Genomic DNA, 26007 nt, shown 5'->3' on the forward strand with positions numbered 1-26007 from the left:
TGTAAAAGGAATGATTAAATTATGTTCGAATGATCAAATCTTTGCAGTAGCTGTATACGTTCGGTTGCTATAATCCACATGTGTAGTCGTGTTCATCCCTAAATAGAGTGTCAATCCACTACCACACACATTTCCTGAACTATAGTATGATTTACTCTTTGTTGATTTCGTGTACCCTGGGCTTGTTCCGCTACCGCTAACGCCGGCACCTGAGAATGAAACACTTCCTCCAACTGTCGTAAATGTGACGTGGTGCTTTAAACTTTTAAAGCCTGTCCGTGTAGTAGAGCTATAGGCTTTATAATTTCCGCAGCCACTAAAATCAGAGAAGTAAGGTAAATCTGCTTTTGACGTGACACTGCTCACAGTTTTGGTCGCTCGGTAAGCATCTGCTTGAGGTGCGAAAGCAAGCGTACAAGCGAGTGTCGATACTGCAGTTAACGTAAGTACTTTTTTCATTTTACATTTCCTCCTAAATTTTCATTTCCTTTTACACTTACCCTTTCGTAAAAATCCTATCATAAATTTTCAGATAACAACCATCAAATTAGAAAAAAATTTCCATTTTTCGTTTTTCTACCATCATTTATTTACCTTATAATTTATTTGTTTTTATATATTATTTTGAAACACCCTTTAGTAATGGTGCTAAACTTTTTCTTCTGACAAGCAATGGATAACTATAAATAAAAAAGAGCCTCCCATTATGGAACCAAAAGTCACTCCTAATGCCTTAAATGAATGTCATCAATTCGTTGCAGACTTACCATTTTCTCTTATGGTGAAGCAATCATACAGCTTTGCCTTCGCATAAAAGAAAAGTTCTTTTTTTGCTGCTGTAAATTGTTTTTTAGTAATTAGTATTTGACATGGTTTTGAAATAGGGACGAGCAACACCAAGATCATGACGAGTATGATGAGCCCTATCCATCTCATTTGACGATTCCTTCTTTGTCACGGATTCCGACCAATTCAAAATTTATCCGTTTTTATTCCATCGCTGTGTTTCAAATAACATCAATCTACTTTTGAAATCTATTTTCTGTTTCTAATGAAAAAAACTCTCCCTAAAAAGGAGAGGTATCTGACGATCAATCAAGCGAAAAAATGCTCACGCGTTACTTCTTTCAAATATTTTAGACTTGATTGATTACAAAAAGTACTAGAACAACTCCAATCAACAACAGCGAATCGTTCATTCCGTTATCCTATCTCCACCAGCCTTTTCCCTTGTTGTTTAATCGCTTCATCATGCGTGACGAGGATGATCGTCTTTCCTTGATCGTTCAACTCTTGTAAGAGCGCCATCACCCGCTCAGCATTCACTTGATCGAGCGAGCCCGTCGGTTCATCCGCTAAGATGATGTCACACTGCTTCAGCATCAATCGAGCTAATGCGACCCGTTGCTGTTCCCCACCTGACAACATGAAGACTTTTCGATCGATTTTGTCGCTTAATCCAACAGCAGTCAGCACTTCTTCGATCGTCTTACCGGAGCGATAGCGTTTTTGAACGATCTCGAGATTCTGCCGAACCGTTTTTTGGTCGACGAGTGCGAAGTTCTGAAACAAGAAGCCAAGCTTCGTCCGAAAGTATGCCAGTTGATTGTGCTTGTTCGTGATATCCTTTCCGTCGACGACAATCGTTCCGGTATCGATCGGCTCTAGCGCCCCAATCATGTTAAGCAGCGTCGTCTTCCCGCATCCACTTGGACCGGAAAAGATGACGAAGTCGCCCTGAGAAATCGTTAACGATAGGTTTTCGAATAAGGTTTTCCCTTGAAACGACTTGCTCAGTTGCCGGATTTCAATCATAGATTTCCCCCCTTTAAAATGCGCTGGACATTTGCCCGTTCAATCTTTCGAATCAGCCAAATTAGCAAGACGCCTTCTGCCACTAGTAAGGATCCTCCGCCAGCTAACAGTAGCCCGGGTGAAGAAAACTCAAGGATATAGGCAGTAAGCGCTACAGCCAGTGTACTGACAAGCGTAATCCCCATCGTCGATACGATCAGGCGTCGGTTTTTCTGCCAAATGCTGTATCCCATCACCTTTTGAACCGACAACTCAATTGCGTTCACTTGATACTCGAGTCGTAGCACCGTCCAGATGACGAGTAACTCCAGACTAAGAATCAGAATGACAAAGATCAGGTTCATATTCATCAATCGTTTCGCTGCTTCCCAGATGCCAAGATACTTCTCCCACGCATTCGTCTGCAAAACGAGTTCATTTGTCATCTGTTTCTCCGCCACATAGTCTTGAAAGGCTCCTTGATCAAGCTCATACATGACGTCAGCGAGTAAGACATTCGACAGTTGTTTCAATGCTTTCGGTTGCTTTGCTTCATTGACGACGATGAGTAACGGATTATTGATGAGCGTACTCCCGCTAGTAAGATTTTGATCGATCGCGACGGTTTCGACATCTTCTTTATAATGGACGACCGGGTAGGAATCTGCGAGATACGCCCCGAGTCCGAGTTCACGAAGTCCACTATCAATGGTCGACTTCGCTGGAATTGATACCCCATCGGGTGCAAAGAACGTCAGCTCATGCTTCAAGACGGAAGAACTATTCGCAAATTGCCCGGCCACTTCATTAAATGCTGTCCGGTTCATCAAGACAGTCGGTTGGTCTGCCGTCGTGAAGCTATTAATCGGGGTACTCAATGTCACTTTGAAGTCATCATAAAAGCGTGTGTACAGTTCCGTTTGGATTCGTTCCGCGATGTCGGAACTTTTCTCGTCCAAATAGTGCGGAGAGGTTACTTTGTGACCGATGTAGGTATACGAATAGGTTTTCTTCGCTTCAAAGAACGGCCGTTGTTTATAGATTGTCACGGCTTCAGCGATGACCGTGATACTGGTTGAGAGCATCAAGATCGTCAAGAAGGTTGTTGCGAATTTCATGCCATATGTAAAGACAAGTAACTTATTCGACCGCTGACCGTTTGAGAACGCTTCTTTGATCGTCAAACGTCGCAATCGAAGATAGACCAGTCCGTTGACGACGAGTAATCCAACCATCAAACCACTGAACAGCATCAGGTATGGATCAATCGGTGTGAACGAACGGAGTGTCAAAAAACTAACGATGAACGCAAGCAACAAAATGCCGGAGTCCATCAGAATCGAACGTGTTACCCATCGCGCTAACGATTCGCCCATCGATAGACGAACGAGTAATTCCTTTCTGACGACAGCCAGCTCATAGAAGGTCAGTAACACGGTGATGATCGCGACGAGAGCGAATACGCCTAAGATACGGTACAGTTCTGCTGACTCGTTATAACCCGGTTGCGGATGATTCCCCGCGTATGTATCAATCAACTCCATCTTAAACGCTTTTACGGCAGCAGCTGAACCAATCCCGTAAAAGTTTGGTGTATAAGCAACGGCAGGATGCTCGGATAACGGCTTGAACTGGAACGTAATATCACCGAGAAAGACGCTTTGATAGACCTGCTCTTGGATTGAGCGGGTAGCAAACATCGCTTTAGTACCCACCGTTCCGTAAATCGTCTTCGTACTTGAGAACGTCTGATTAGGCGTCTCTTCATAAGTGAAGACATCGACTTGATGTTTCGTCGCGGCTCGCTCGATATCTGCTAGCATCTGTTGTTCCGAAATCTTCGGATTCGGATAGATCGTCGTCGACACGAATGATTCAGCGAATCCTTCAAGTGTCAGCATCCGACTCTCTCCAATGATGAACAGACTCGTAAACACCATCACGGTTAGAATCATTAACTTCAAGCGTTTCATCCGGTTCCCTCCCATCTTTTAGTAATACGTTCAGATTACCTTGAAACATGAATAACCAAAAGATGTAATTTTATCAAGCCATCCGACAAAACGCGTCTTTTAAAAACAATAGCCATCTATTCCTTAAAATCAGCAGCTTCGCTTCTCTTTTGCGACTAGGAATCTAAGAACTATAAGCGAATTAGGAAGATCGCTTCTTTAATTTTCTTTTCTCCCATGACTTACTCCCTATCTTTCGATTGGTAGAACGATACTGATTTCTTTTTTTCCGAACACCCCAGCGGATAAGTAGAGTTATCCTGAAAGCGATCGCGCTAGAATGCGGGTTTATCTGAAGCGAATGGACGGAAGGATGGGAAATCACATAGCTTACGCTCATCGAAAGTTAAAGAAACCGTTGGCATGATTGAAGAAATGGAGCGTTGCGCCCAGCGGATAACTCTACTTATACTAAAACTACCGCGGAATACATAACAGATATGCATATCTGAAGAAACGGATACCCATGAACGATTTACTACGTAACTGGATTCCCCTCGTCAACTCCCTCCTGTCCCGCCTCTCGATCCACCCGAACGAACATGATGAATACCGGCAAGCTGCCCTACTACGACTTTGGAAATCAATTGAAGAAGGAAAGGTCATGACCGTCACCTTCGCCCGGATCCGGGCAAAAGGGGCGATGCTCGATTACTTAGCGACCCGCAACCGGACGCTTGCGACTGAAGTCGCGGTCGAGACGATGCCGGAACTCCCTCGGACCCCGAACGTCTCCTTTCATTATCTCCTCAGCGAACTCAAACGGGATTTGTCGAATAAAGAGTACACGTTTCTCGAAGCCTTGATGCACGGCACGGAAGAGACGCTCGGTTACTCCCCGGCGCGACTGCGCTCATTGAAGTCGGAACTCCGGCAGAAAGTCCAATTCCTCCTCGGATGATGACCTATTATCAAGAACGCTTACTTGCGATCATCGAACAGGCGGACTATCGTCCCTTGACGAAAAAAGCCTATCGCTCGGATGTACGGCATCTCTGTCGCCATGTCGAACGGATCGATGTCCCGTCGCTCCAACGCTACGGTAAGTTCCTACGCGATACTTACGCTCCAGCAACTGCCGCTCGACGACTGCATGCTCTCTCAATCCTGTTCGATCAACTGGTCGCTGAACGTTCGCTCCAGACGAATCCATTGGTGCGTGTCAAAAAACCAGTTCCCGCACCCTACCGACGACTTGCCTTCACGTATGACGACGTCCACCGTGTCCTCGAGACGATTCGTGACGAGGCTGTCTACGCCTTTAGCTTTCTTCTCCTGCACACGGGACTGCGGTTTTCGGAAGCCCGTGACTTACAGCTCGCAGATGTCGACTTTGCGCGCGATCAGGTACTCGTCCGGAGTGGTAAAGGCGATCAATCACGTCAAGTTCCGCTGCATCATGCATTGCGTGATGTCCTGACGCGTTACATCGAGACGATCCGTCCTGATGTCCTGCCGTTGTTTTGTGAAGATAGTGGACGACCGGTCAATCCGGCAAAGTTTCGTCGTGTCTTAAAAGAAGCAAGTGAACGATGTCTCGGACGGATCCTGCGACCGCATGACATCCGGGTCACGTTCGCGACGACACTTTATCACGTGCATCAGACGGACATTCTGACGATCATGCGCTTACTCGGTCACAGCGATGTTCGGACGACCCAACACTACGTTTTACCATTGCACGATATTGCCCATACGTCAGTCAATCGCCTCAAGCGGACAGACGATTAAGAACGTCCCGGACGTGATTCGTCTGGCTACGGATATATCCTTCCGTCGTCGAGATGCTGGCGTGACCAAGCAGACGCTTTATATCGAGTAACTTCAACCCTGCCTGCTGATAGAGATAGGTCGCATAGGCGATCCGGAGCATATGCGGACGGACGTGACGCTTTAAGGACGTAAATCCGACCTCGCGAAGCGCCTTCCTTGCCGCATGTTCATTGATCATCCGTTCCGTGACGGATTGAAACAAATAGCCGGTCGTACGATTTGCTAGAAACAGAACGATCTTTTCGCAAAGGGTCTCTCCGATCGGAACGGTCCGTGTCCGCCCACCTTTGCCGTGACGAACATACAGTTCATTCTTCGCTAAATCAAAATCCTGCACCGTCAACAAACGGGCCTCCATGAAGCGGAGGCCCGTTTGGCTGAGCACCTCGAAGAAGAGGCGATAGGTTGGATCTTGAATCTGTCGAATTACGGGGATCAACTCTTCACTATCATAATAGGTCTCATCTTGAAGACGTTGATGGACGATCGGACGGATCTCGACCATCGGATTCTTTTTGATCCGTCGTCGCTCAACGAGGACATTTCCGAGCCGGTGTAAGGCATGATACCGTCGCAGGATCGTCGACGGCTTATAATGTGCTTTCATCCAGTGAAAGTAGCGTCGTAAGGACGCGACTGACCAATCGATTTGATGCAAACGCATTTGCCGAAGATCACTCCGATATGCTTTGATCGTATGAGCTGACCGCGAGCAGTCGGTCAATAAATACTGATCGAGATAGTCATAGTGGGTCATAGCTGGTTCCTCCTTTTGTAGGGACTGACATGACAGCCGATGGAGTACACGATTGATTTCTGATGAAATATCAAGAATCGCTTTCCCTAAACAATCAATGAACGAAAAACAAAAATAAGGAAAAAAGTTACAATCATATTGAATCTATGTTCTGCAGATCAGGAGAAAAAGCATACCTTTCTTTACCCTGAACGACAGCGCATTGATTCCCTCCACTAATCGATAAAGGAGCTTACATATGAATACGGATAACGACTATCTTGGCAATCCAACAGATATTCTCGTCACGACGTATGTGACGGAAGAAGACTTGCGCGACATCATCGCAACCGAATTTAAAGATTTTTGGCACCCGAAACTACGCATCACGCCACATGAGCTCGTGATTACCGGATCGACCGTCTCAAAAGAACATCGATTTGCCCATCATAAATCGTTCACCCTCACGATTGCCCCGTTTCGCATCCGTCATAACATCATCTCGTTTCATATCTATGACATCAGCCCAGCATCCCAAGAACAGACGATTTTGAATCTGCTAAAGGCAAACCCCAACTTGTCTTACAGTTATCACATGATTCATGTCCATCTTCAACCATGCGACTTCGGAAATCCGTTTTTCCATACGCTCCAGTATACGAAATTAATGGATCATAAAATCCTCGTCGGTCTTCATCTATAATCGATACGCTTTGATGTTTCCTCACCCGTCAGATGTTATTTGAAAAAAATGTATATGATTGAATGAAAAAGGGTATCTAGATTACACCTTTACCATTCGATTAAACATTCCACTCTGCCGAGGTGACTCCATCCATCATGCCAAACCATACGATGCATGCTCATACTGACTTTTTACTTGTCACGTTATCTTATCTGATTGCTGCAACATCCGCCTATATCGCAATTGAACTCTCGGGACGCGTCAAAACGGCGACCGATCGTTCGAAACATCTTTGGTTGATTGCTGGTGGATCGATTTTAGGTCTTGGTATCTGGTCGATGCATTTCGTCGCGATGCTTGGTCACGGTACCTTGAAGGATGCGACCTACTCGTTCCCGCTCGTCTTTCTATCGGTCATCATCGCGATGACAGGATGTATCCTCGGCTTTTATCTCGTCGCCCGCCGCATGTCCCGTGAATCGTTCGTTCTTGGCGGTTTTTTGATGGGAAGTGCGATTGCCGGCATGCATTATGTCGGGATTGCTGCTTTACAGGGAATGACCCTGCAGTATCATGCTGGGTACGTCTTACTCTCGATCTTGATTGCGATTGCTGCTTCTTGGACCGCACTCTGGATCGGTTTCTTTTCGCGTTACGCAAAACAACAGATGCTGGTACAGACGAAAGTCTTCTTTGCTCTCATCATGGGCATCGCGATCTCCGGGATGCATCACGTTGGGATGCTCGGTTTAGAGTTTCAGATGATTCCATCATTCACGAGTGATCAAGTCATCGAACCAGCGATGCTGTTGACACTTGTTTCAATCGTCACGCTCTTTTTATTCATCGTCTTCTTCGCTTCCGTCTTGTTTGACCTCCAGTTACGTAAGCGTGACTTCATCCAAGCGACGATTCTTGAATCCACTGAAGATGGTGTCGTCACGACGAATCCTGATGGTCTAATCCAATATGCGAACTCGCTGTTCCATGATTTTTTCCCGGAACGTCATCCATACTTAACGGAGCATGACGTAGCTTTACGTCTTGATGTAACCGATCATACGAAACAGATGCTACACGTCGACGAACGTATCCTTGAAGTCGTCAATCATCCGCTAAAAGGAGAGAACTTGAATCAGACACTATGGTTCTTCCGCAACGTCACGGATCAAGTTTCGTCTCAGCAGCAACTCGAACACCTTGCCTTTCATGACCGGTTGACGGATTTACCGAATCGAGACAAGATCACGCTCTTCATCGAAGAACAGATTAGACAAGGAATTCCGGTATCCTGCCTTTCGCTCAGTATGGACCGTTGGCGTTCTCTGAGTGATATGCTCGGACATAAAGGTGTTGAGAGTCTATTGCTGCAGATTGCAGAACGTCTACAAGCAACGATTCACGCGCGTGATGTTCTGGCACGTCTTGATTCATCGGAATTCCTTGTTCTCCTCGTTGACGAACGCAGTCATCTGGCGACTCAAAAAGCTGAGAAGTGCTACACTGCCTTATCGCAACCATTCGATATCGATGGAACGGTCATTACGCTGACGATGCGCGCTGGGATTAGTCATTACCCAGAAGACGCAACAACAGCAGAAGAACTGATCGAGTATGCAAAACTAGCACTACATGCTTCGTTTACTGAAGCGCAAAACACGATCAAGGAATTTAAGGTCGAGAATCGAAACGATATCTTACGGACCGTCCAGATCGAAAAATTCATGACCGAGGCACTCGAAGCAGAAGCCTTCGAGCTCGTCTATCAACCAAAGATTGCAGTAGCTACGGAACGCATGACGGGTGTTGAAGTGTTAGCACGCTGGACGCACGATGAGCTTGGGTTCGTCTCACCGGCAGAATTCATTCCAATCGCTGAAAATACCGGAGCGATTCATGCCCTAGGTGACTGGGTGTTACGTACCGCCTGCCTACGCTGGGTCGCGTGGCAAGACTTGACACCGGAACCGTTTTCGATTGCTGTCAACGTCTCCCCACTTCAGTTCGCGAGTCAAAAGTTCTTACGTCGCGTCGAAAAAATTCTCGAGGAGACAGGAATGAATCCAGCATACCTCGAGCTCGAAATCACGGAGTCCGCCGCCTTATCGTATGAGACGGCTACCTATGAAAAATTAGCACGACTACAGGAACTCGGTATTCGTGTTTCCCTTGACGACTTCGGTACTGGTTACTCGTCCTTTAAACAACTTCGTTCATTACCAATTCAGTTATTGAAGATTGACCGTTCATTTATCAGTTCGTTATTTGATGGTAAGAACCAACAAGCGATTGTTCAATCGATGATCCAACTTGGTCATAACTTAGAAATGGAGGTCTTGATTGAAGGAGTAGAGACAGTTGAACAGGCAGACTGGCTTGCGCGTGAAGGTTGTGATTATTTCCAAGGCTATTATTTCAGTCGACCACTAAAAGAAGATGATTTTTTCGGATATGTAAACATGTTGCGGTCGAACGGAAGCGCCTAATTTATTAACCATGAATTCCGCAGTGAAGCTTTTTTGATAATCACCTTACCATTATAATAAGAAAAGTACCTGAATCTGTATATCCAGGTGCTTTTCTATAAGTACTGATAAATTAACCAAGCATCAACAACAATTCAATATCTTGATTCATACCTATATATAACTCATTAATTGATTTTTTGATATCTGCTTTACTAGAAAAAGAATCTTCGATAGTTTGATTTGTATTGTATGAATTCACTTGAAGATGGTTTTTTAATTCTATGAGGTAAGATCGCTGATTTTCATTGAAGTACTCCGGTTGATATCTTACATGATGTCCGATATTTTTGACTAAATCGTTCATCTCACTCAATAATTTTAGTAAGTCCGATTTTTTAATTTCTTCTTTTTTCAATGTTGAAGAAGCGAGAACGTTCTCAACCTGAGCACTTATTTTTTCGTTGTATGATTGATTTTCTGACAGAGTTGAAACATTTGCAGACAGTTTTTTTAGATTGTTCATATAACGAGTTGTTGTTTTATTTTGATCTACTTCAATTTTCTTATTCACACTTAAAGCGCTATACGGATACATATAATTAATTACTAGTGCAATAACAATAACTATGATCATAGCGATTCCTATGTATTTTTTTGTATTACTTTTCAATTTCCCCACCATCCTTTTCAGAACAACTACTATGTTATGAAAAATGTAACACGTATTAATTTGATTACAAAGCTAACCTTATTAATAAAATCATTCTTTTTTATTAATAATCTACAGCCATAGAGATAAAAAATATAGATACTAAATTGGAGTGATTCTTGGTCAACGTGAAACACTTGATATTTTGATGAATATCGCACAGTTCAATTAGTCTAGTTAACAAATGGTATCCGTATTACGTACTCAAAAACAATGGAGTATAAACTTTTCAAACTTCCTTGGAAATCCATACAAAAAGAGTGCACTTGGGTGAACAGTTCGTTTCATCCAAGTGCACTCTTTCGATTATTCTTTAATCTCTACTGTACAAATCCCGCGTATAAACCTTCTCTTCCACATCACTCAACTCTGGATGCATCCGATTCGAAATAATGATATCCGATTCTTGCTTGAACGCTTCAATGTCACGAATGACACGTGAGTTGTAGAACGTATCTTCCGTCAAGACTGGCTCAAAGACTGTCACTTCGATTCCTTTCGCCTTGATCCGTTTCATGATACCTTGGATCGATGACGCACGGAAGTTGTCCGAATCTGTCTTCATCGTTAGACGATAGACACCGACGACTTTCGGATTTTGTTTAATGATTGTATCCGCGATGTAGTCTTTCCGTGTCCGGTTAGCTTCGACGATTGCACCGATGATGTTATTCGGAACATCCTCATAGTTCGCAAGCAGCTGCTTCGTATCTTTCGGTAAGCAGTACCCACCATATCCGAACGAAGGGTTATTATAGTGATTCCCAATCCGGCTATCGAGACCAACACCTTCGATGATTTGCTTCGTATCTAAATTTCGTACTTCCGCATATGTATCAAGTTCATTGAAGAACGCGACACGCATCGCAAGATAGGTGTTCGAGAAGAGCTTGATCGCTTCTGCTTCCGTCGAGTCAGTCAATAAGACAGGAACGTCTTTCTTCACTGCTCCTTGCAGTAATAAGTCAGCGAACTGTTGCGCACGCTCTGACCGTTCACCAACGACGATACGCGATGGATAAAGGTTGTCATGTAACGCCTGTCCTTCACGCAAGAACTCTGGTGAGAAGACGATGTTCGGTGTATCAAATTTTTCTTTTAATTCTTCTGTATAACCGACGGGTACGGTCGATTTGATGACCATCGTCGCATCCGGATTAATCGCAAGTACCGTAGCGACGACGCTTTCAACTGTCCGTGTATTGAAGTAATTACGTACTGGATCATAATCCGTCGGTGTTGCAATAACGACGAATTCTGCTTCTTTATAAGCTTCGAAGTTGTCCGTCGTCGCATGAAGATTCAACTCTTTATGTTGAAGGAAGTTTTCGATTTCTGCGTCAACGATTGGTGATTTACGGTTGTTGACGAGTTCGACTCGCTCTTTAATGATGTCAATCGATGTGACTTCATTATGCTGGGCGAGTAATACGGCCATTGAAAGACCGACGTATCCAGTTCCTGCAACGGTAATTTTCATAATTTAATACCTCTTTTGCGATAAATTGTTGTTTTTATATATTTTAAAAGTAAAAAACACACTAAATAAAATCATATAAAGCAATAAATCAGAGAAAAATTGAGTTATTCTCAAATTCGAAAGTTGGAAACTTATAATAATATTTGCATAAATAAGGATAGAAAAAAGGTTATATTCATTTTTTATCATGTATTCGTACGATTGTCTGAATATAAGACCTAATAAAAACATACCAATCAATACTCCTATAAACCCGAAATTCAAATACATATTCCCAAAAGTTTCAGGAGGTAAAGAAGATTTATACAGAGTGGTGTAAGGGGCATTTGGAGCTATGTTCATTCCCTCTACTAAGCTTTTAACGTAAACCCCATCATCAACAGGCGGTTTATCAGGATAAAAACTTCTAGGAATCACAACAAAAAATAAATCCTTAAAAGTTTTTCCTAACCAAAATTCATGATTATCAAAATAATTAATAATAAACAAATAATGTCCTACATAACTAACTTCAGTAATAATTGATGTTAGATTAGATAATACTTCTTTAGAGAACCCTCCTATATCAGTTATATATCCCATAATATCTTGACTAGTTCTTAATATTGGAATTGCAATCATATAAAAAATCGCTAAAGGTGATAAAAGTAATATTTTTTTCTTTAAATTTTTTATTTTTCCTATTTTGTAATTCCAAATTATTATACAAAATATTACAAACTCTAAAGACGATTTTCTTCCTCCTAAAGTTGTTAAAATTATAAAAGTAAATAACACTAGTGAAATTAATATGATTTTTTTCAACATATTGTTTTTAAAGTTAAATGTTCCTATGTAAAAATAAACACTGATAGGTAGTAAACTGATAAATAAAGTAGAGTACCCATTACCTGTAGTAAATGCAGCTCTGTTTGCGATATTATTGAGCCAAAAAGTAAATCCACCTACAGATTGAATAAAATCGATATAAAAGATCAATCCTAATGAAAAAACTAAAATCGTAGCAGTTAAATATCGAGCTTCGCTTTCAAGATTAAAAAAGTGAAAACCTCTGTTTTTATTTATTTTTTTCATTTTTCTTTTTCTAGAGAAGTTTATACCGAGATATAAAGCAAAGACACCAAAAATCATATACAAAATATAAATAATCATAGTTGAATCTAAATCTTCTACTTTTGCATCAATTCTTGAATCAATAATGTTCTTATCAAAATAATAATTAATTATAAAGGGAACATTGTAAACAAACAAAAATAAAGTGGATAATTTTACAGGGGAAAAAATATCTTTATTTTTTTTGCTATCTACTACATACATTAAAACTAGAATTAAAGACAAAATTAAACTAAGAAAAATTATCATTTCATCATACCTTTTTTAGAGTAATACTCTAATTTCTCTACTGGAATATATCCTATATACTCTTTATCATCTTTCCAATTTTCACACTGATCGATATCTAGCTTTTTTATAATTTTCGCTGGATTACCGGCAATGATGCAATAGCCCTCTTCAAAACTTTTAGTGACTACTGCCCCAGCACCTACTATTGTATGATTACCAAGAGTTACTCCAGGTAATACAACTGCATTCATACCTATCCAACAATAGTCTCCTATTATAACTTCTGATTGTTCATGTTTGTTATAGTTATAAACACTATGATTAGCACTTACAATTCCAGAATTCTGAGCCATTATAGTGTAATTTCCAATGCTTACTTTGCCAATTCCTTGAACATAGATACCTTTATTAGCTCCTACATTACTGTTAATACCAATCGTAACATCTCCAAAAACGTGAGATGTTTTATGAACTGGCCAAAATACATTTCCTTTGAAACGAGTGAGCTTTAAAAAAATATATTGAGGTATATTCACATAAATTTTGTTATCTAATACATTGAACATATCTTTAAAAAACGGTATCTTCCTCATTATAATTTGTAGTTTTTTTTTCATTTTTTTACTAAAACCCTCCATAAAAATTCGACTATTTCTTTATTGATAGTAAAACTGTATACAATAAATAAGAGAATTACATTTATGAAAATAAAAATTAGTGAAGTTAGTGGATCATAGCTATACAGCAGTTTATAAATGATGAATATACTACCAGATATAATTAATCCAATTAAAAGTGCCTGAAGAAATTTTTTTAATGGGTATATTTCAAGGATTGAGCAATCCAAATATTTTTTTAGTTGGATATTCTGACGAATCATTAAGCTGATATTTGTAAGTAGCATAGCTAGTGCTACTCCATAAATACCAAAAATCCATCCAAAGAGTACGATTAAAATACTGTTAACAATCAAATTTATTACTGTATTCATTAAATAAACTTTGTTTTTTTCAAGTGCTAAAAAAATAGTGCTATAAATATATATTCTAGAAAGAGCACTTAATTGATACATTATAAATACCAAATATGCAGCCTCGTATTCCTCCGAAAACAGAATCGATAAAGTTTCTTTTGAGAAAAAAATTAAGGGAATTATTATCGAAAAAATAATTACTATCATTATTTCTCCAACCCTATTCCATAAAATTGTTACCTCTCTTTTATTATGTTGTAAATTTCTAATTTTTGGTATTAAAGTATTAAACACTGCGTACCCTAAAAGTGACATTATAGGGATTTCGTAAGAAGCATTTGCTAAAAAAGCAAATTCTTTTTTAGTGAAAAAAATAGAACCATATATTTTATCTATATTCATATTAACAACTGTAACTAAACTCGCTATAAATAGAGGTATTATAAAAGCAATAATTTTATTTAAATCACTTTTATTAATTTGTACTTTTAAGTCTTTTTTTACTGAAATTAAGAAAATAAAAAAATATATTAGTTTAATTAATTCTCTGATTAACAGTGCAATAAACACTTCTTTTAAATCCCAATTAAAAAAATATGTTCCTATTGCTATAGAACATATTAAAAATCCATTAGCAGAAACATTACTAGAAAATAACAATCGAATTTTATCATAAATAATGTAAAAATTATCTTGCCATAAACTTAATAAATTTAAAAGAAATACTAAAATTAATACTATCATTAAACTTAAACTATAATCTCCAATTAACAACAAAAAAATTGTATAAACGACTGGTGATACAAAAGAGATCATTGTAGTCAAAAATAAAAGTTCATTTAAGAATGCATTATTATTTTTATTCAAGAAGTACATAATAGCAGACGGTATACCGAAAGTTAAAATTGTATTCAATATTAACAAATATGTTGTTAATAATCTATATTCACCATATTCATCAATAGATAAGCCTCTTGATAAAATCATTAGCAATAATATGTTAGAGGATAGAATTATTACTTTATTAACCCCTAGAAAAATACTTTTAAGTTTCAACGAATTCATAATTCTTCCCCTAACACACATTAATATTTATTGAAAAATTTTTTTTGATAATTCTATATTTCTATTTCTTTCCGAGTTCAGTTTAACGATAAACTTCTCAATTGCTGAAATTCTTTCGTTATATTTTTCTTGATTCTCAGATAAACATAAATTTATTGACTCAACCCATTCTTTTTTATTTGTCAAATCGATATCGAATCCTATATCTAAATCTTTAAGATTTCGCCAAGGAGTTTGATCGCTAATAATTACAGGAGTTTTAGCAAGAAAAGACTCAATTATAGCGTGACCATAATTCTCACCTAGTGTTGGTAAAATAAAATAATGATAGTCTCTAATAGTATTGCTTACTTTAGAATTTTCTATATGACCTTTGTAATTAACACTCAAATTTTTATTACTTTTTAACATTTTCATTGTTTCATTAAAATACTCTTGACTCTCAATAGGTCCAAAAATATCTAAATTGACTTTACCCTTTATATTTTCAAAAATACTATTAAGGAAATGTAAATTCTTTTTTTGACTAATTCTTGAGATGAATATTAGATTAAGTTCATTCTCATTTTTTGTTATTATTTTATCGATGTTAGTGTAAGGATCAGGTAAATTAGGTGCCAAATAAATTTTCTTATTATGAAATTGATTGGTAATGTGTTTTGTTTCTAATTTATCTGTAGAATGAAATTTAAAATTAAAAGGAAGCAAATTAAAAAAACTTAGGAATATTCTTTTTTTATTCTTTTTTATATTTAATGCTCCTGGAGAAAACTCACCACGAGGCGCTATTATAATCTCCGGATTTATTCCTAATAGTAATCTACACAAATAAACTTTTACACTTAAAGGAGAAAAAAAACTATTTAAGTATATATAGTCAGGATTGACCTTATTAATCATTTTTTTTATCTCAATAATGTTTAATTTTGTTAAATCAGTGTACAGTATATTTCCCCATTCTCGATTGTAAAAAATATCAGAATCTATATTTGAATAACTGCATTCATCACCTAAATCTTTATTTTTTGTGATAATGGTAAAATTGAAGTGGTCTTTTAATGAATCAACCATGTTTTTAATAGATTTAATTGGTCCGCCAGCTTTATAACCAGGTTCAAAATACTCTGTGAAAATTAATATTTTTCTCATTAAGCCTTTCTCCATATTTCTCTATTAATAATTGAAGTATAGCTTTGGATTATTTTCACAACCTTAATTGATACGTTCTCATCTTGATAATCTACCGGAGACTTTGTGATTTCTTCATACTTTACTGAATTCGATGCGATATTTATACTATTTTCAATAGTTTCCTTGTTCAAGCCACTAATGACGATAGATCCTTTATCTAAGACTTCAGGTCTCTCAGTAGAAGTTCTAATCAAAACACCTGGAAAACTTAAAATTGATGATTCTTCTGATAACGTTCCACTATCTGATAAAACGCAATATGCATTTTTCTGTAAAGCATTGTAGTCATTAAATCCAAATGGCTTTAACTTCATAATATTTTTATTTAATTCGACGTTATTTTCCTCTATCTTTTTCCATGTTCTTGGATGAGCAGAGAAAACTATTTTTTTATCGAATTTTTTAGCAATATAATTTATAGAATCTATTAATTGATTAAAGTTTTGCTTATTGTCTATATTTTCTTCTCTATGAGCAGACAATACCATGTAGTTATTTTGTTCTAAGTTTAGTTCTGCTAATATATTACTAGAATTTATTTTGCCTTGTTGATTTTTTAAAACCTCTGCCATTGGAGAGCCAGTTACCATAATATGATCTTTTCGAATTCCTTCACTAATTAAATTACGTCGGCTATGCTCCGTGTATGTTAAGTTAATATCTGATGTATGATCCACTATTTTACGATTAATCTCTTCTGGAACATTTTGATCATAACAACGATTTCCAGCTTCCATATGGAATACAGGAATTTTTAAACGCTTAGCAGAAATTGCTGCTAGACAGCTATTCGTATCGCCTAAAATTAATAACGCATCTGGTTTTTCTTTTTTCATTACCTCATATGATTTTTCAATGATGTTACCCATGGTTTCACCCAAATGATTACCAACAACATTTAAAAAGTGATCTGGTTTTCTAAGTTCTAAATCTTCAAAAAACACTTCATTTAAGCTGTAATCCCAGTTTTGCCCAGTATGTACTAAAACTTGATTGAAAAATTCGTCACAACGTTTGATCGTTGCTGATAAACGAATAATTTCAGGTCTTGTTCCTATGATTGTCATTACTTTTAATTTAGTCATTTCATTACCTCATTCATATAAGTATCTGGTTTTTGCGTATCAAACTGCTCATTTACCCAAAACAACGTAATCATTTCAGTTGATCCAATATTCTCGATAGAATGTGTGTATCCTGGTGGAATATCCACTACTGTTACATTTTCGCCAAAGACCTCATATTCTAATACATCATTTCGCTCTATATGTCGAAAGCGAATCATTCCTCTACCTTGAATGACGATAAATTTCTCAACTTTCGTATGATGATAGTGATTTCCACGAGTAATCCCTGGCTTAGTGGTCGAAACAAACATTTGTCCCATATGCGGTGATTTGATTAATTCGCTTAGCCAACCACGATTATCTTCATGCTTCGTCAAAGAATATGAAAACTTTGATTCTTTTAGATAAGATAGATATGTTGTATATAGTTTTTTAACGAAAAAATCACTATAATCCGGAAGTTGTAAATTATCTCGCATAGCTTTAAAGCTTTGTAATAAATCAACTATTTCCTGAAGCGTTTTTGTGTATGTGAAAGTCACATCAGCAAAAATCGCTTGAGGTTTTTTTACTTCTAAATCATTAAATAACACGTTTATTATTGCTTCTATAACGTCATCAATATAAGCGAGTGTCACTTTGATTGAAGGGTCGTGTACATTGATTTCTAAATCATTTGCAATGTTGTTGCAAAATGTGGCAACTGCTGAGTTGTAGTTCGGTCGACACCACTTACCAAACACATTGGGCAATCGAAAAATATAGGAATTGGCTTTAGCATCTTGACTATATTGAATGACCGCTTTTTCAGCCGCATATTTACTTCGACCGTAAGCATTATCTAAATCAGCTTGAATTGATGAGGACAAAACAATCGAAGGTTTTTGTTCAGATTGAAGAGCATACTCAACTAATTGACTCGTCAATTCTTGATTGCCTTCAGTAAATTCCTTCTCGTTAACGGGACGATTAACGCCTGCTAGATGAACAATCTTATCTGCTTGATTGACAAGTGCTTTCAAATCATTCATTGTCTCATTTCGAGTAAATGACAGCACTTCTATTTCTTGATTTTCTTTTAAATGAGCGACTAAATTTCTACCGATAAATCCATTTGCACCAGTTACGAGTACTTTCATTTTCAAACTCCTCACATTAACTCAATAATGCTATCTGTTTTGACTGTTTCTTGCTTCCATTGACGTAATTCATGTTGGATATATGGTAACTCCATCAACATCTCTTTTACTTGATCTACAGTGACACGATTCGTATTATCAGAATTATATTCTAAATGATCTCGAACCATTTCATTTCCTTCTGTAAAGAACTTTTCATAGTTTAGATCGCGAGTGTCAGCTGGAATTCGATAATACTCACCATGGTCTTCTGCTTTTACGAACTCTTCTTTCGTTAATAACGTTTCGTATGATTTTTCTCCGTGACGAGGTCCAATGATTTTAAATTCGGCTGTTGAATTAAAAAGCTCTTTTAATGCAGTAGCTAATTCGAAAATAGTGCAGGCAGGTGCTTTCTGAACGAATATATCTCCTTGCTTTGCATTGTTGAAAGCGTATAAAACAAGATCAACTGATTCTTCTAAAGACATTAAATAACGCGTCATACTTGGATCTGTAATCGTTAAATCTTTTCCTGCTTTCATTAAGTCTACAAAAAGTGGAATGACAGATCCACGTGATGCCATTACATTTCCGTACCGTGTAGAACAAAAAACTGTTTCGTCTTCAGATACATTTCGTGAAGCTGCGACCATACACTTCTCTGCCATTGCTTTTGAAATCCCCATAGCATTAACTGGATATACTGCTTTATCTGTACTTAGTAAAACAACTCGTTCTACTCCATGATATTTAGCGGCACGAAATACATTGTCCGATCCTTGAACATTTGTTTTAATTGCTTCCATTGGATAAAATTCACATGAAGGCACTTGTTTTAGTGCTGCTGCATGAAAAACATAATTAACACCCTTCATTGCATCTTCGACACTATTGTAGTCACGTACATCACCAATATAAAATTTTACTTTTTCATTGTTAATTAATTTTCTCATATCATCTTGTTTTTTTTCATCACGGCTAAAAACTCGAATCTCTTTGATATCTGTATCAATGAAACGCTTTAGAACTTGATGTCCAAATGAGCCTGTTCCACCTGTAATAAGCAATACTTTATCTTTAAACATTATATTTACCCCATTCTAAATAGTTTTTTCAAGTTCTCGATCCATTTGGTCTAGTAACATGTCTTTATGAAAATGCTTTTGATAGTATTTTTTTGAAGATATGCTCATTTCATTCAAATCTTGTTTAGATAAATTAGCAAACGAATGTATATTATGTACAAAGCCTTCAATATCTCCCGATGAACTACTCATCCCTGCTTCAGATTCTTCAATAATTTTTGCACTTTCACCATTTACAGACCCAATTATCGGCATTCCACATGCCATATATGATTGTAACTTCGCTGGAATAGTCATTGAAAATAACTTATCGTTTGCCAATGTGAGTAATGCTATATCATGTTTACTCAAAATCATAGGAATTTGTTCAGCTGGTTGTCGATCAATAAAAGTAAAGTACTCCTCTACTTTTTGATTAATAATTAACTTTTTTAGTTCACTTTTATATCTTCCGTCCCCAACTAGAGTAAATACTATTTTTTTAGGTAAGTTCATATCTTTTAATTTAGCTGCTACCAATGGTAATATTTCTAATCCTTGAGCAGTACCAATATTTCCAGTGAAAATAATTGATAATTTTTCTGCTATTTTATTATCAGATTTATTGCTAATTTCTTGATAAAAATCCTCTGCATACTGTGGCCAAAATTGTATTTTATCTCTTGGTACTCCACGATTTTCGATAGCGTTTATAAAACTATTTGAAGTTGTTAATATTTTTGTTGAATGCTTATATATATAATCAACCATTTTCCCTATTGATTGAATAATGAGCGGATTTTTAATCCCAGTTACAATTTCCACGTTTTCCGGCCATAGATCTTGAACGTATAAGAGACATGGAATATTTTTTCTTTGCGCAAACCAGACTCCAGGCAATGCCTGTGTCATTGGAGATACTTCAAAAATGAATACGTGTGTCGGTTTCACTTTGGAAAAAAGGGACCAAATTCCTCCACTTATAACGAAAGACAAGTAATTTAAAACTAATCGAATCGAGGAATTACCTCTCGCAATAATTGGTAAACGTATAATGTTAATTCCTTCATACACTTCATTTCTTTTCTTGAAAAATCCGTACCCTTTGAAGAATTTACCTTGAGGATAATTTGGAATTCCTGTTACTACTGTTACCTTATATCCTTTAGAAACCCACTGCTTGCAGATATCATTGATCCGAAAATTTTCCGGAAAAAAATACTGACTAATTACTAAAATATGCTTATTTTTTTTCATACTTTATCCCTTCGGTTATAAAAATACTTTCATGAAAATCATATATACAATAATCCGTATTTCCATTTAGTCGAGATAGTTCTTGATCATAGATGAATGTACCAAATAATTTGTTTGCTACTTCAAACCTTTTAATCATGAGCTTTATAAATAGTTGAAAACCAGGAATTAGGAACACTTTTTTATTCTTACTTTTAGCTATCACTTGAACCATTTCTGACGTATTTACATATGAGTTATTCTGTGGAAAAAACAATCCTTCCGATTGACTCTCAATAATTTGATATAAAAACATCGATAAATTGTCTACGAACAACATACTCCGTTTGTTAATAAAATGAGGAAATAAAGGTGTAATACTTGCTAAACGAGATAGTCGACTATAATTACCTTTAGATCCTTCACCATAAATCATTGGCGGTCTAATGACTGCTACTTTAAATTCGTTATTTTTAAGAGTATTTAACAAACTTTCTGCCTGTAGTTTACTGTCTCCATAAAAAGTAGCTGGGTTCGGAACTGTATGCTTGTCAATTATCGTTTCCCTTGAATCGGCGTCTCCGTAGACAATAATGCTACTCATAAAAATGAATTGCTTTACACCATATTTTTTGGCATGTGTCGCTACTTCAAAAGTTAAATCACGATTTATTCGATAATATAAATCCTTATTACTAGCATGTCTTGAGGAATGAGCTATACCAGCTAAATGAAGCACTGAATCGTACATAGAAAAATCTTTAGTTCTCCATTCATCATTTCGAACACTTAAAAATTCTACAGAAATTTGATTTGGAAAATTAGCTAAAACCCAGTTACTGAATTGATTTCCTATATATCCATTTTCACCAGTAATCAATATATTTTTCATCAACTTACTCCTTTGTACTGGCAACTTCTTTTTTAGAAACGGCACCCGTTCCACCTTCAACTACTCCATCACTTTTCAATACGCTAAAGATTGTAGCAATGAAGCAATGTGAGTCCATTAAAATCCCCATACGTTGAACATATTCACCGTCAAGTTTTGCTTTTACTTCAATCGGTAATTCATCACGACCATTGATTTGAGCCCATCCTGTTAAACCCGGTAATGTATCGTTCGCTTTGTATTTATCGCGCTCATCAATCAAATCATATTGATTCCATAACGCAGGACGCGGTCCGACAAAGCTCATCTCACCCTTTAAGATGTTAAACAGTTGTGGTAGTTCATCTAAACTTGTTTTTCGTAAGAACTTCCCGACACGCGTAATATAAACATCCGGATCAGCAAGCAAATGAGTCGGTGTATCTTGTGGTGTTTCAATATACATGGTCCGGAACTTCAAAATGTTGAAATGACTTTTCTTCAACCCAACTCGTTTTTGTTTGAAGAAGACAGGTCCTCTTGATTCAATCTTTATCGCTCCCATGATGCATAAAAACACTGGTATCAATACGATACATGCCACAAGTGCTAGGATGAATCCTAACAACCGTTTCACTTTCATATAACTCATTTGCTTTAGCTCCTTATGTTCATACTAATTTTTGTTGTTTCATCGCAACGTCATTGGCGATATCCAGTAACGTATTGCGTAACTGCAATGGATTTAGTTGATGATTTTCTACCATCAGTAATATTTCTTCGATTGGTTCAGCTTGTTTCGTTCGACCGACGAAAATTTTCGGATAAATCGCTTCTGGATCGACTTCTCCATCTTTTAGTAATTCTTCATACATCTTTTCTCCAGGTCGGATTCCTGAGAAGACAATTGGCATCTCGTCTTCCGTAAAACCACTTAACTCAATCATATTTTTTGCAAGATCAACGATTTTGACTGGTTCGCCCATATCAAGGACGAATACCTCTCCACCGTCAGCTAGAATACCGGCTTGAATGACCAATCGACTCGCTTCTGGAATCGTCATGAAGAATCGTGTCATTTCTGGATGAGTCACCGTAACAGGTCCACCGGCTTCAATTTGCGACTTAAAGAGTGGAATGACAGACCCTCGACTACCAAGGACGTTACCGAAACGAACGACAGCGAACTTCGTCTGACTTCGTTTCCCCAAATCCTGAATGATCATCTCGGCAATTCGTTTCGTCGAACCCATGACGTTCGTCGGATTGACCGCTTTATCCGTTGAAATCATGACGAATCGTTCGACCTGATGACGGTCGGCTACTTCTGCGACGTTCTTCGTTCCATAGACATTATTTTTAACTGACTCATACGGATTTGCTTCCATTAAAGGCACGTGTTTATGAGCCGCTGCATGGAAGACGACATCCGGTCGATGTTGTGCAAACACTTCATCTAAACGCATCTGGTCTTGCACATCGGCAATGATTGGCACTAGATTGATTGCTGTCTGTAAACTACGAAGTTCCCGTTCAATCAAATAGATGCTGTTCTCACCATGACCGAGTAATACTAACGTCGTCGGATTGAATTGAATGATTTGGCGACAAATTTCTGATCCAATCGATCCACCGGCTCCTGTAACAAGGACCGTCCGTCCTTCAATCTCACTTCGAATCCCCGAGATGTTCAGTTCAACCGGTTCGCGTCCGAGTAAGTCTTCAATCGATACATCGCGAATCGCGTTGACCGAGACTTTCCCCGTCACAAGTTCTTCAATCATCGGTAAGGTTTGAACGTTCTTACACAGTGTCTTTGCCTCGGTGATCAGTTCGATCCGCCGTTGCTGTGACAACGATGGAATCGCTAAGACGATGGCTTCAATTTTATGTCGCTCGATGACTGCTTTTAAGTCCTCCGTCGTTCCTGCAACTTCGATTCCTTGAATCACGAAATGCATGTTTTTTGGATCATCATCGACAAAAGCAACCGGCTTTAATTCATGGAATGGTGATGCATAGAGTTGACGAACCAATGCCCGTCCTGCACGTCCTGCCCCGATGACCAACGTCCGCTTTCGCGACTTGATCATACGACGAGGTAAGGCATACTTCCGCCAATGTTGACCGATCCCAAGGAGACGTAAGCCTACTCGGATTGCTCCAAGTAGCAGTAAAGAAATACAAAAACTTAATAGCGTGATGCGTTCTAAGACTTGTCCGAAGAATAGAACTTGATACACTATTAAGCCGATTGAGCTGAGTCCCAGGGACAATGATAATGTCATTGCTTCCTGTACACTCGCATATTTCCAGTTAACACGGTACAGTTTCATGAGAAACGCGACAGTGATGAAGAGTAGGGCAAATACCGTCGCTGACTGAATTACATCACGACTGTCGATCAATAAAAATAATTCCTTTGGATACAAGAAAAAATATGTAAAGCTCATCGCCACCATCAATGCACAGGCATCCATACATGCCAGTAAAATCGTCCGGTAATAATAATACTTCTTCACGAACATTCACTCCTTTCAACTAATATTTGACATACTGATTTTCAGACAAGCGATTGTGATTTGTGTGCCTGTAACAACTCTTCCATCATCGCTGCTACGTCTTCCCCTAAATCTTCACGGTTCAAGGCAAATTCGAGTGTTGTTCGAATGAATCCTAATTTTTCACCAACATCATACCGTTTACCATCAAATTCGTAGGCAAAGACCCGCTGCATTTCATTGAGTCGTGTAATCGCGTCCGTCAATTGAATTTCGCCACCGGATCCGATTTGTTGTGTTTCAAGATATTTAAAGATTTCTGGCGTGAGTAGATAACGCCCTAAAATCGCTAAGTTCGATGGGGCTGTTCCTGGTGCTGGCTTTTCGACGAAAGATTTTACCTTATGTAATTGCTCTGAGATGCTCGTACTTGGATCAACGATTCCGTAACGATGTGTATCTTTTTCTGGAACAGGTTGCACACCAATGATCGAACTATTCGTGATTTCATATTGTTCGATTAACTGTCGCGTACAAGGCACTTCAGCCTGAACGATATCATCACCAAGCATGACGACGAATGGTTCATTACCAACGAATGCTTTCGCTTGAAGAATCGCATCCCCAAGACCTTTTGGTTTTGATTGACGAATGAAATGAATGTTAATCTTCGTTGTCTCTTCGACTAAGTAAAGTAATTCTGATTTATTTTTCGAAATCAGGTTCGCTTCTAGCTCCGGTACGGAATCAAAGTGATCTTCGATCGCGCGTTTCCCTTTACCAGTAATAATCAAGATGTCTTCGATTCCTGATTCGATCGCCTCTTCAATGATGTATTGAATCGTTGGTTTATCAACGATCGGTAACATTTCCTTTGGCATCGCTTTTGTCGCCGGTAAAAAACGTGTTCCGAGCCCTGCTGCTGGAATGACTGCTTTTTTAACTCGCATCATCTAGTTCACTCCTCATTCCAAATTCTAATTGGAAATTTATATTATCAATCCCATTCTTTATGTAAAATACAATAACACAGGAAACATGTCATTTTCCATAAAGTTTTCCATAATTTAATAATGTAAGCGTTAACATAGAAAAAAGAGAGTGCCAATTCACTCTCTTTCCCTTACCTTGACAAAAAATGTTACACCCACTGTCCTTTCCAATTCTTCTCGACAGGACTCGGGGGATTGATTGTCACGAGTTGGTTCAAGAGAACGGCTTCATTGTTTTCATAAATCTCATCGATCAACCAATCTTCGAATGTTTTCTCAAGCATCCGTTCGCATTGCTTCCAGTAGAATGGACGTTTCTCGAGGTGATGCGCATCACTTGCCACAAGATGGGCTAGCCCATTCTCAAGCAAGGCAATCGCAAATCGCTGAACATCCTTTCCGTACTTCCCGATCAAACTGGCACACGTCACCTGACTGATCGCACCGTTTGAAATCAATTCAAAAAGTAACGATGGATTTTGAATGATTGCTTTATTCTTTTCTGGATGGGCAACGACCGGGATATAACCATCGGAAATTAATTCTGCAAAGACTTGGCGCGCATACGATGGAATTCCGCTTGATGGAAACTCGATCAAAATATAGCGTGAATCGTTCAGCGTCAGCGCTTGTCCTGCTTCTAACGCTTCCATCAACTCACCGATCAACCGGATCTCATGACCTGGATAGACGGTTAACGGAATATCACGTTGTTTCAACAAGACATTGAACTCATCGACCGTCAACTGGACATCGACATCTTCTGTTTCGAATTGTGGATGATAGAGGTGTGGAGTCGCGATGATCCGCGACACCCCCTCTGCGACGGCTTGTTCAGCTAACTGCAAGGCATGTTCGACACTGGCCGGACCGTCATCGACGAGCGGCAAGATATGACAGTGGATATCAACCATATAGATGTCCC

The 26007-nt window shown here is 38.4% G+C and carries 23 protein-coding genes; 4 read left to right on the forward strand and 19 right to left on the reverse strand.

What is annotated here, in order from left to right; genetic code table 11:
* Positions 1 to 33: 33 nt before the first annotated feature.
* The 3 genes from KNQ03_RS07295 to KNQ03_RS07305 form a co-directional block, all read right to left on the reverse strand.
* Positions 34 to 459, reverse strand: coding sequence for a hypothetical protein (locus tag KNQ03_RS07295; protein WP_035410480.1), 426 nt, complete (start codon positions 457 to 459; stop codon positions 34 to 36).
* A gap of 744 nt (positions 460 to 1203) precedes the next feature.
* Positions 1204 to 1815, reverse strand: coding sequence for an ABC transporter ATP-binding protein (locus KNQ03_RS07300; protein WP_214724064.1), 612 nt, complete (start codon positions 1813 to 1815; stop codon positions 1204 to 1206).
* The gene (locus KNQ03_RS07305) at positions 1812 to 3767 is read right to left on the reverse strand and encodes a DUF1430 domain-containing protein (RefSeq protein WP_214724066.1); all 1956 of its coding nucleotides are present in this window, start codon (positions 3765 to 3767) and stop codon (positions 1812 to 1814) included. Before KNQ03_RS07305 ends, KNQ03_RS07300 begins: the two co-directional genes overlap by 4 nt.
* A gap of 505 nt (positions 3768 to 4272) precedes the next feature.
* On the opposite strand from KNQ03_RS07305, the gene KNQ03_RS07310 reads away from it, so the two are divergent.
* On the forward strand, positions 4273 to 4707 hold the full coding sequence (locus tag KNQ03_RS07310) for a sigma factor (RefSeq protein WP_214724068.1): 435 nt from the start codon (positions 4273 to 4275) through the stop codon (positions 4705 to 4707).
* The gene (locus KNQ03_RS07315; RefSeq protein WP_214724070.1) at positions 4704 to 5537 is read left to right on the forward strand and encodes a tyrosine-type recombinase/integrase; all 834 of its coding nucleotides are present in this window, start codon (positions 4704 to 4706) and stop codon (positions 5535 to 5537) included. The genes KNQ03_RS07310 and KNQ03_RS07315 overlap by 4 nt, the downstream gene beginning before the upstream one ends.
* Here KNQ03_RS07315 and KNQ03_RS07320 read toward each other — a convergent pair.
* A complete protein-coding gene (locus tag KNQ03_RS07320; RefSeq protein WP_214724072.1) occupies positions 5518 to 6336 on the reverse strand; it encodes a tyrosine-type recombinase/integrase in 819 nt (272 codons plus the stop codon). The genes KNQ03_RS07315 and KNQ03_RS07320 overlap by 20 nt on opposite strands.
* A gap of 238 nt (positions 6337 to 6574) precedes the next feature.
* Here KNQ03_RS07320 and KNQ03_RS07325 point away from each other — a divergent pair, with 238 nt between their 5' ends.
* Together KNQ03_RS07325 and KNQ03_RS07330 are read left to right on the forward strand one after the other, a co-directional pair.
* Positions 6575 to 7018 (forward strand): hypothetical protein, encoded by a 444-nt coding sequence (locus tag KNQ03_RS07325; RefSeq protein WP_214724074.1) that lies wholly within the window; start codon positions 6575 to 6577, stop codon positions 7016 to 7018.
* 137 nt (positions 7019 to 7155) lie between these two features.
* On the forward strand, positions 7156 to 9486 hold the full coding sequence (locus tag KNQ03_RS07330; protein WP_251140243.1) for a bifunctional diguanylate cyclase/phosphodiesterase: 2331 nt from the start codon (positions 7156 to 7158) through the stop codon (positions 9484 to 9486).
* Between the two features lie 112 nt (positions 9487 to 9598).
* Here the strand turns inward: KNQ03_RS07330 and KNQ03_RS07335 are convergent, their stop codons facing one another.
* The 15 genes from KNQ03_RS07335 to KNQ03_RS07405 all read right to left on the reverse strand — a co-directional run bounded on the left by KNQ03_RS07335 (position 9599) and on the right by KNQ03_RS07405 (position 25996).
* On the reverse strand, positions 9599 to 10138 hold the full coding sequence (locus KNQ03_RS07335) for a hypothetical protein (RefSeq protein WP_214724076.1): 540 nt from the start codon (positions 10136 to 10138) through the stop codon (positions 9599 to 9601).
* Between the two features lie 352 nt (positions 10139 to 10490).
* The gene (locus KNQ03_RS07340; protein WP_149427878.1) at positions 10491 to 11657 is read right to left on the reverse strand and encodes a nucleotide sugar dehydrogenase; all 1167 of its coding nucleotides are present in this window, start codon (positions 11655 to 11657) and stop codon (positions 10491 to 10493) included.
* Positions 11658 to 11660: 3 nt separating this feature from the next.
* The gene (locus KNQ03_RS07345) at positions 11661 to 12995 is read right to left on the reverse strand and encodes an O-antigen polymerase (RefSeq protein ID WP_214724078.1); all 1335 of its coding nucleotides are present in this window, start codon (positions 12993 to 12995) and stop codon (positions 11661 to 11663) included.
* 20 nt (positions 12996 to 13015) lie between these two features.
* Positions 13016 to 13618: an acyltransferase gene (locus KNQ03_RS17210; RefSeq protein WP_285800524.1), complete on the reverse strand. Its 603-nt coding sequence runs from the start codon at positions 13616 to 13618 to the stop codon at positions 13016 to 13018.
* A complete protein-coding gene (locus KNQ03_RS07355) occupies positions 13615 to 15039 on the reverse strand; it encodes an oligosaccharide flippase family protein (RefSeq protein WP_214724081.1) in 1425 nt (474 codons plus the stop codon). The genes KNQ03_RS17210 and KNQ03_RS07355 overlap by 4 nt, the downstream gene beginning before the upstream one ends.
* 27 nt (positions 15040 to 15066) lie before the next feature.
* The gene (locus KNQ03_RS07360) at positions 15067 to 16188 is read right to left on the reverse strand and encodes a glycosyltransferase (RefSeq protein ID WP_214724083.1); all 1122 of its coding nucleotides are present in this window, start codon (positions 16186 to 16188) and stop codon (positions 15067 to 15069) included.
* Positions 16188 to 17315 carry a non-hydrolyzing UDP-N-acetylglucosamine 2-epimerase gene (gene wecB / locus KNQ03_RS07365; protein WP_214724085.1) on the reverse strand — a complete coding sequence of 376 codons (1128 nt, stop codon included), beginning with the start codon at positions 17313 to 17315 and terminating at the stop codon, positions 16188 to 16190. The genes KNQ03_RS07360 and wecB overlap by 1 nt, the downstream gene beginning before the upstream one ends.
* Positions 17312 to 18436: a polysaccharide biosynthesis C-terminal domain-containing protein gene (locus KNQ03_RS07370; RefSeq protein ID WP_214724087.1), complete on the reverse strand. Its 1125-nt coding sequence runs from the start codon at positions 18434 to 18436 to the stop codon at positions 17312 to 17314. The genes wecB and KNQ03_RS07370 overlap by 4 nt, the downstream gene beginning before the upstream one ends.
* An 11-nt stretch (positions 18437 to 18447) precedes the next feature.
* On the reverse strand, positions 18448 to 19503 hold the full coding sequence (locus tag KNQ03_RS07375) for a polysaccharide biosynthesis protein (protein WP_214724089.1): 1056 nt from the start codon (positions 19501 to 19503) through the stop codon (positions 18448 to 18450).
* A gap of 15 nt (positions 19504 to 19518) precedes the next feature.
* Positions 19519 to 20739, reverse strand: coding sequence for a glycosyltransferase family 4 protein (locus tag KNQ03_RS07380; protein WP_214724091.1), 1221 nt, complete (start codon positions 20737 to 20739; stop codon positions 19519 to 19521).
* On the reverse strand, positions 20726 to 21610 hold the full coding sequence (locus KNQ03_RS07385) for an NAD-dependent epimerase/dehydratase family protein (protein WP_214724092.1): 885 nt from the start codon (positions 21608 to 21610) through the stop codon (positions 20726 to 20728). The genes KNQ03_RS07380 and KNQ03_RS07385 overlap by 14 nt, the downstream gene beginning before the upstream one ends.
* A gap of 4 nt (positions 21611 to 21614) precedes the next feature.
* Positions 21615 to 22241, reverse strand: coding sequence for a sugar transferase (locus KNQ03_RS07390; RefSeq protein ID WP_214724094.1), 627 nt, complete (start codon positions 22239 to 22241; stop codon positions 21615 to 21617).
* A 19-nt stretch (positions 22242 to 22260) separates the two neighbouring features.
* The gene (locus tag KNQ03_RS07395; RefSeq protein ID WP_214724096.1) at positions 22261 to 24111 is read right to left on the reverse strand and encodes a polysaccharide biosynthesis protein; all 1851 of its coding nucleotides are present in this window, start codon (positions 24109 to 24111) and stop codon (positions 22261 to 22263) included.
* A 41-nt stretch (positions 24112 to 24152) separates the two neighbouring features.
* Positions 24153 to 25040 (reverse strand): UTP--glucose-1-phosphate uridylyltransferase GalU, encoded by an 888-nt coding sequence (gene galU, locus KNQ03_RS07400; protein WP_214724322.1) that lies wholly within the window; start codon positions 25038 to 25040, stop codon positions 24153 to 24155.
* 191 nt (positions 25041 to 25231) lie between these two features.
* On the reverse strand, positions 25232 to 25996 hold the full coding sequence (locus tag KNQ03_RS07405) for a tyrosine-protein phosphatase (protein WP_133207892.1): 765 nt from the start codon (positions 25994 to 25996) through the stop codon (positions 25232 to 25234).
* Between the last annotated feature and the right edge of the window lie 11 nt (positions 25997 to 26007).

This window comes from Exiguobacterium sp. s143 (assembly GCF_018618895.1).
GTDB lineage: Bacteria > Bacillota > Bacilli > Exiguobacteriales > Exiguobacteriaceae > Exiguobacterium_A > Exiguobacterium_A abrahamii.

Excerpts from the sequence above, each read along its gene's own strand:
- KNQ03_RS07295 (WP_035410480.1), bottom strand. The coding sequence starts at position 459 with ATGAAAAAAGTACTTACGTTAACTGCAGTATCGACACTCGCTTGTACG.
- KNQ03_RS07300 (WP_214724064.1), bottom strand. The coding sequence starts at position 1,815 with ATGATTGAAATCCGGCAACTGAGCAAGTCGTTTCAAGGGAAAACCTTA.
- KNQ03_RS07305 (WP_214724066.1), bottom strand. The coding sequence starts at position 3,767 with ATGAAACGCTTGAAGTTAATGATTCTAACCGTGATGGTGTTTACGAGT.
- KNQ03_RS07310 (WP_214724068.1), top strand. The coding sequence starts at position 4,273 with ATGAACGATTTACTACGTAACTGGATTCCCCTCGTCAACTCCCTCCTG.
- KNQ03_RS07315 (WP_214724070.1), top strand. The coding sequence starts at position 4,704 with ATGATGACCTATTATCAAGAACGCTTACTTGCGATCATCGAACAGGCG.
- KNQ03_RS07320 (WP_214724072.1), bottom strand. The coding sequence starts at position 6,336 with ATGACCCACTATGACTATCTCGATCAGTATTTATTGACCGACTGCTCG.
- KNQ03_RS07325 (WP_214724074.1), top strand. The coding sequence starts at position 6,575 with ATGAATACGGATAACGACTATCTTGGCAATCCAACAGATATTCTCGTC.
- KNQ03_RS07330 (WP_251140243.1), top strand. The coding sequence starts at position 7,156 with ATGCCAAACCATACGATGCATGCTCATACTGACTTTTTACTTGTCACG.
- KNQ03_RS07340 (WP_149427878.1), bottom strand. The coding sequence starts at position 11,657 with ATGAAAATTACCGTTGCAGGAACTGGATACGTCGGTCTTTCAATGGCC.
- KNQ03_RS17210 (WP_285800524.1), bottom strand. The coding sequence starts at position 13,618 with ATGAAAAAAAAACTACAAATTATAATGAGGAAGATACCGTTTTTTAAA.
- KNQ03_RS07355 (WP_214724081.1), bottom strand. The coding sequence starts at position 15,039 with ATGAATTCGTTGAAACTTAAAAGTATTTTTCTAGGGGTTAATAAAGTA.
- KNQ03_RS07360 (WP_214724083.1), bottom strand. The coding sequence starts at position 16,188 with ATGAGAAAAATATTAATTTTCACAGAGTATTTTGAACCTGGTTATAAA.
- wecB (WP_214724085.1), bottom strand. The coding sequence starts at position 17,315 with ATGACTAAATTAAAAGTAATGACAATCATAGGAACAAGACCTGAAATT.
- KNQ03_RS07370 (WP_214724087.1), bottom strand. The coding sequence starts at position 18,436 with ATGAAAGTACTCGTAACTGGTGCAAATGGATTTATCGGTAGAAATTTA.
- KNQ03_RS07375 (WP_214724089.1), bottom strand. The coding sequence starts at position 19,503 with ATGTTTAAAGATAAAGTATTGCTTATTACAGGTGGAACAGGCTCATTT.
- KNQ03_RS07380 (WP_214724091.1), bottom strand. The coding sequence starts at position 20,739 with ATGAAAAAAAATAAGCATATTTTAGTAATTAGTCAGTATTTTTTTCCG.
- KNQ03_RS07385 (WP_214724092.1), bottom strand. The coding sequence starts at position 21,610 with ATGAAAAATATATTGATTACTGGTGAAAATGGATATATAGGAAATCAA.
- KNQ03_RS07390 (WP_214724094.1), bottom strand. The coding sequence starts at position 22,241 with ATGAGTTATATGAAAGTGAAACGGTTGTTAGGATTCATCCTAGCACTT.
- galU (WP_214724322.1), bottom strand. The coding sequence starts at position 25,040 with ATGCGAGTTAAAAAAGCAGTCATTCCAGCAGCAGGGCTCGGAACACGT.
- KNQ03_RS07405 (WP_133207892.1), bottom strand. The coding sequence starts at position 25,996 with ATGGTTGATATCCACTGTCATATCTTGCCGCTCGTCGATGACGGTCCG.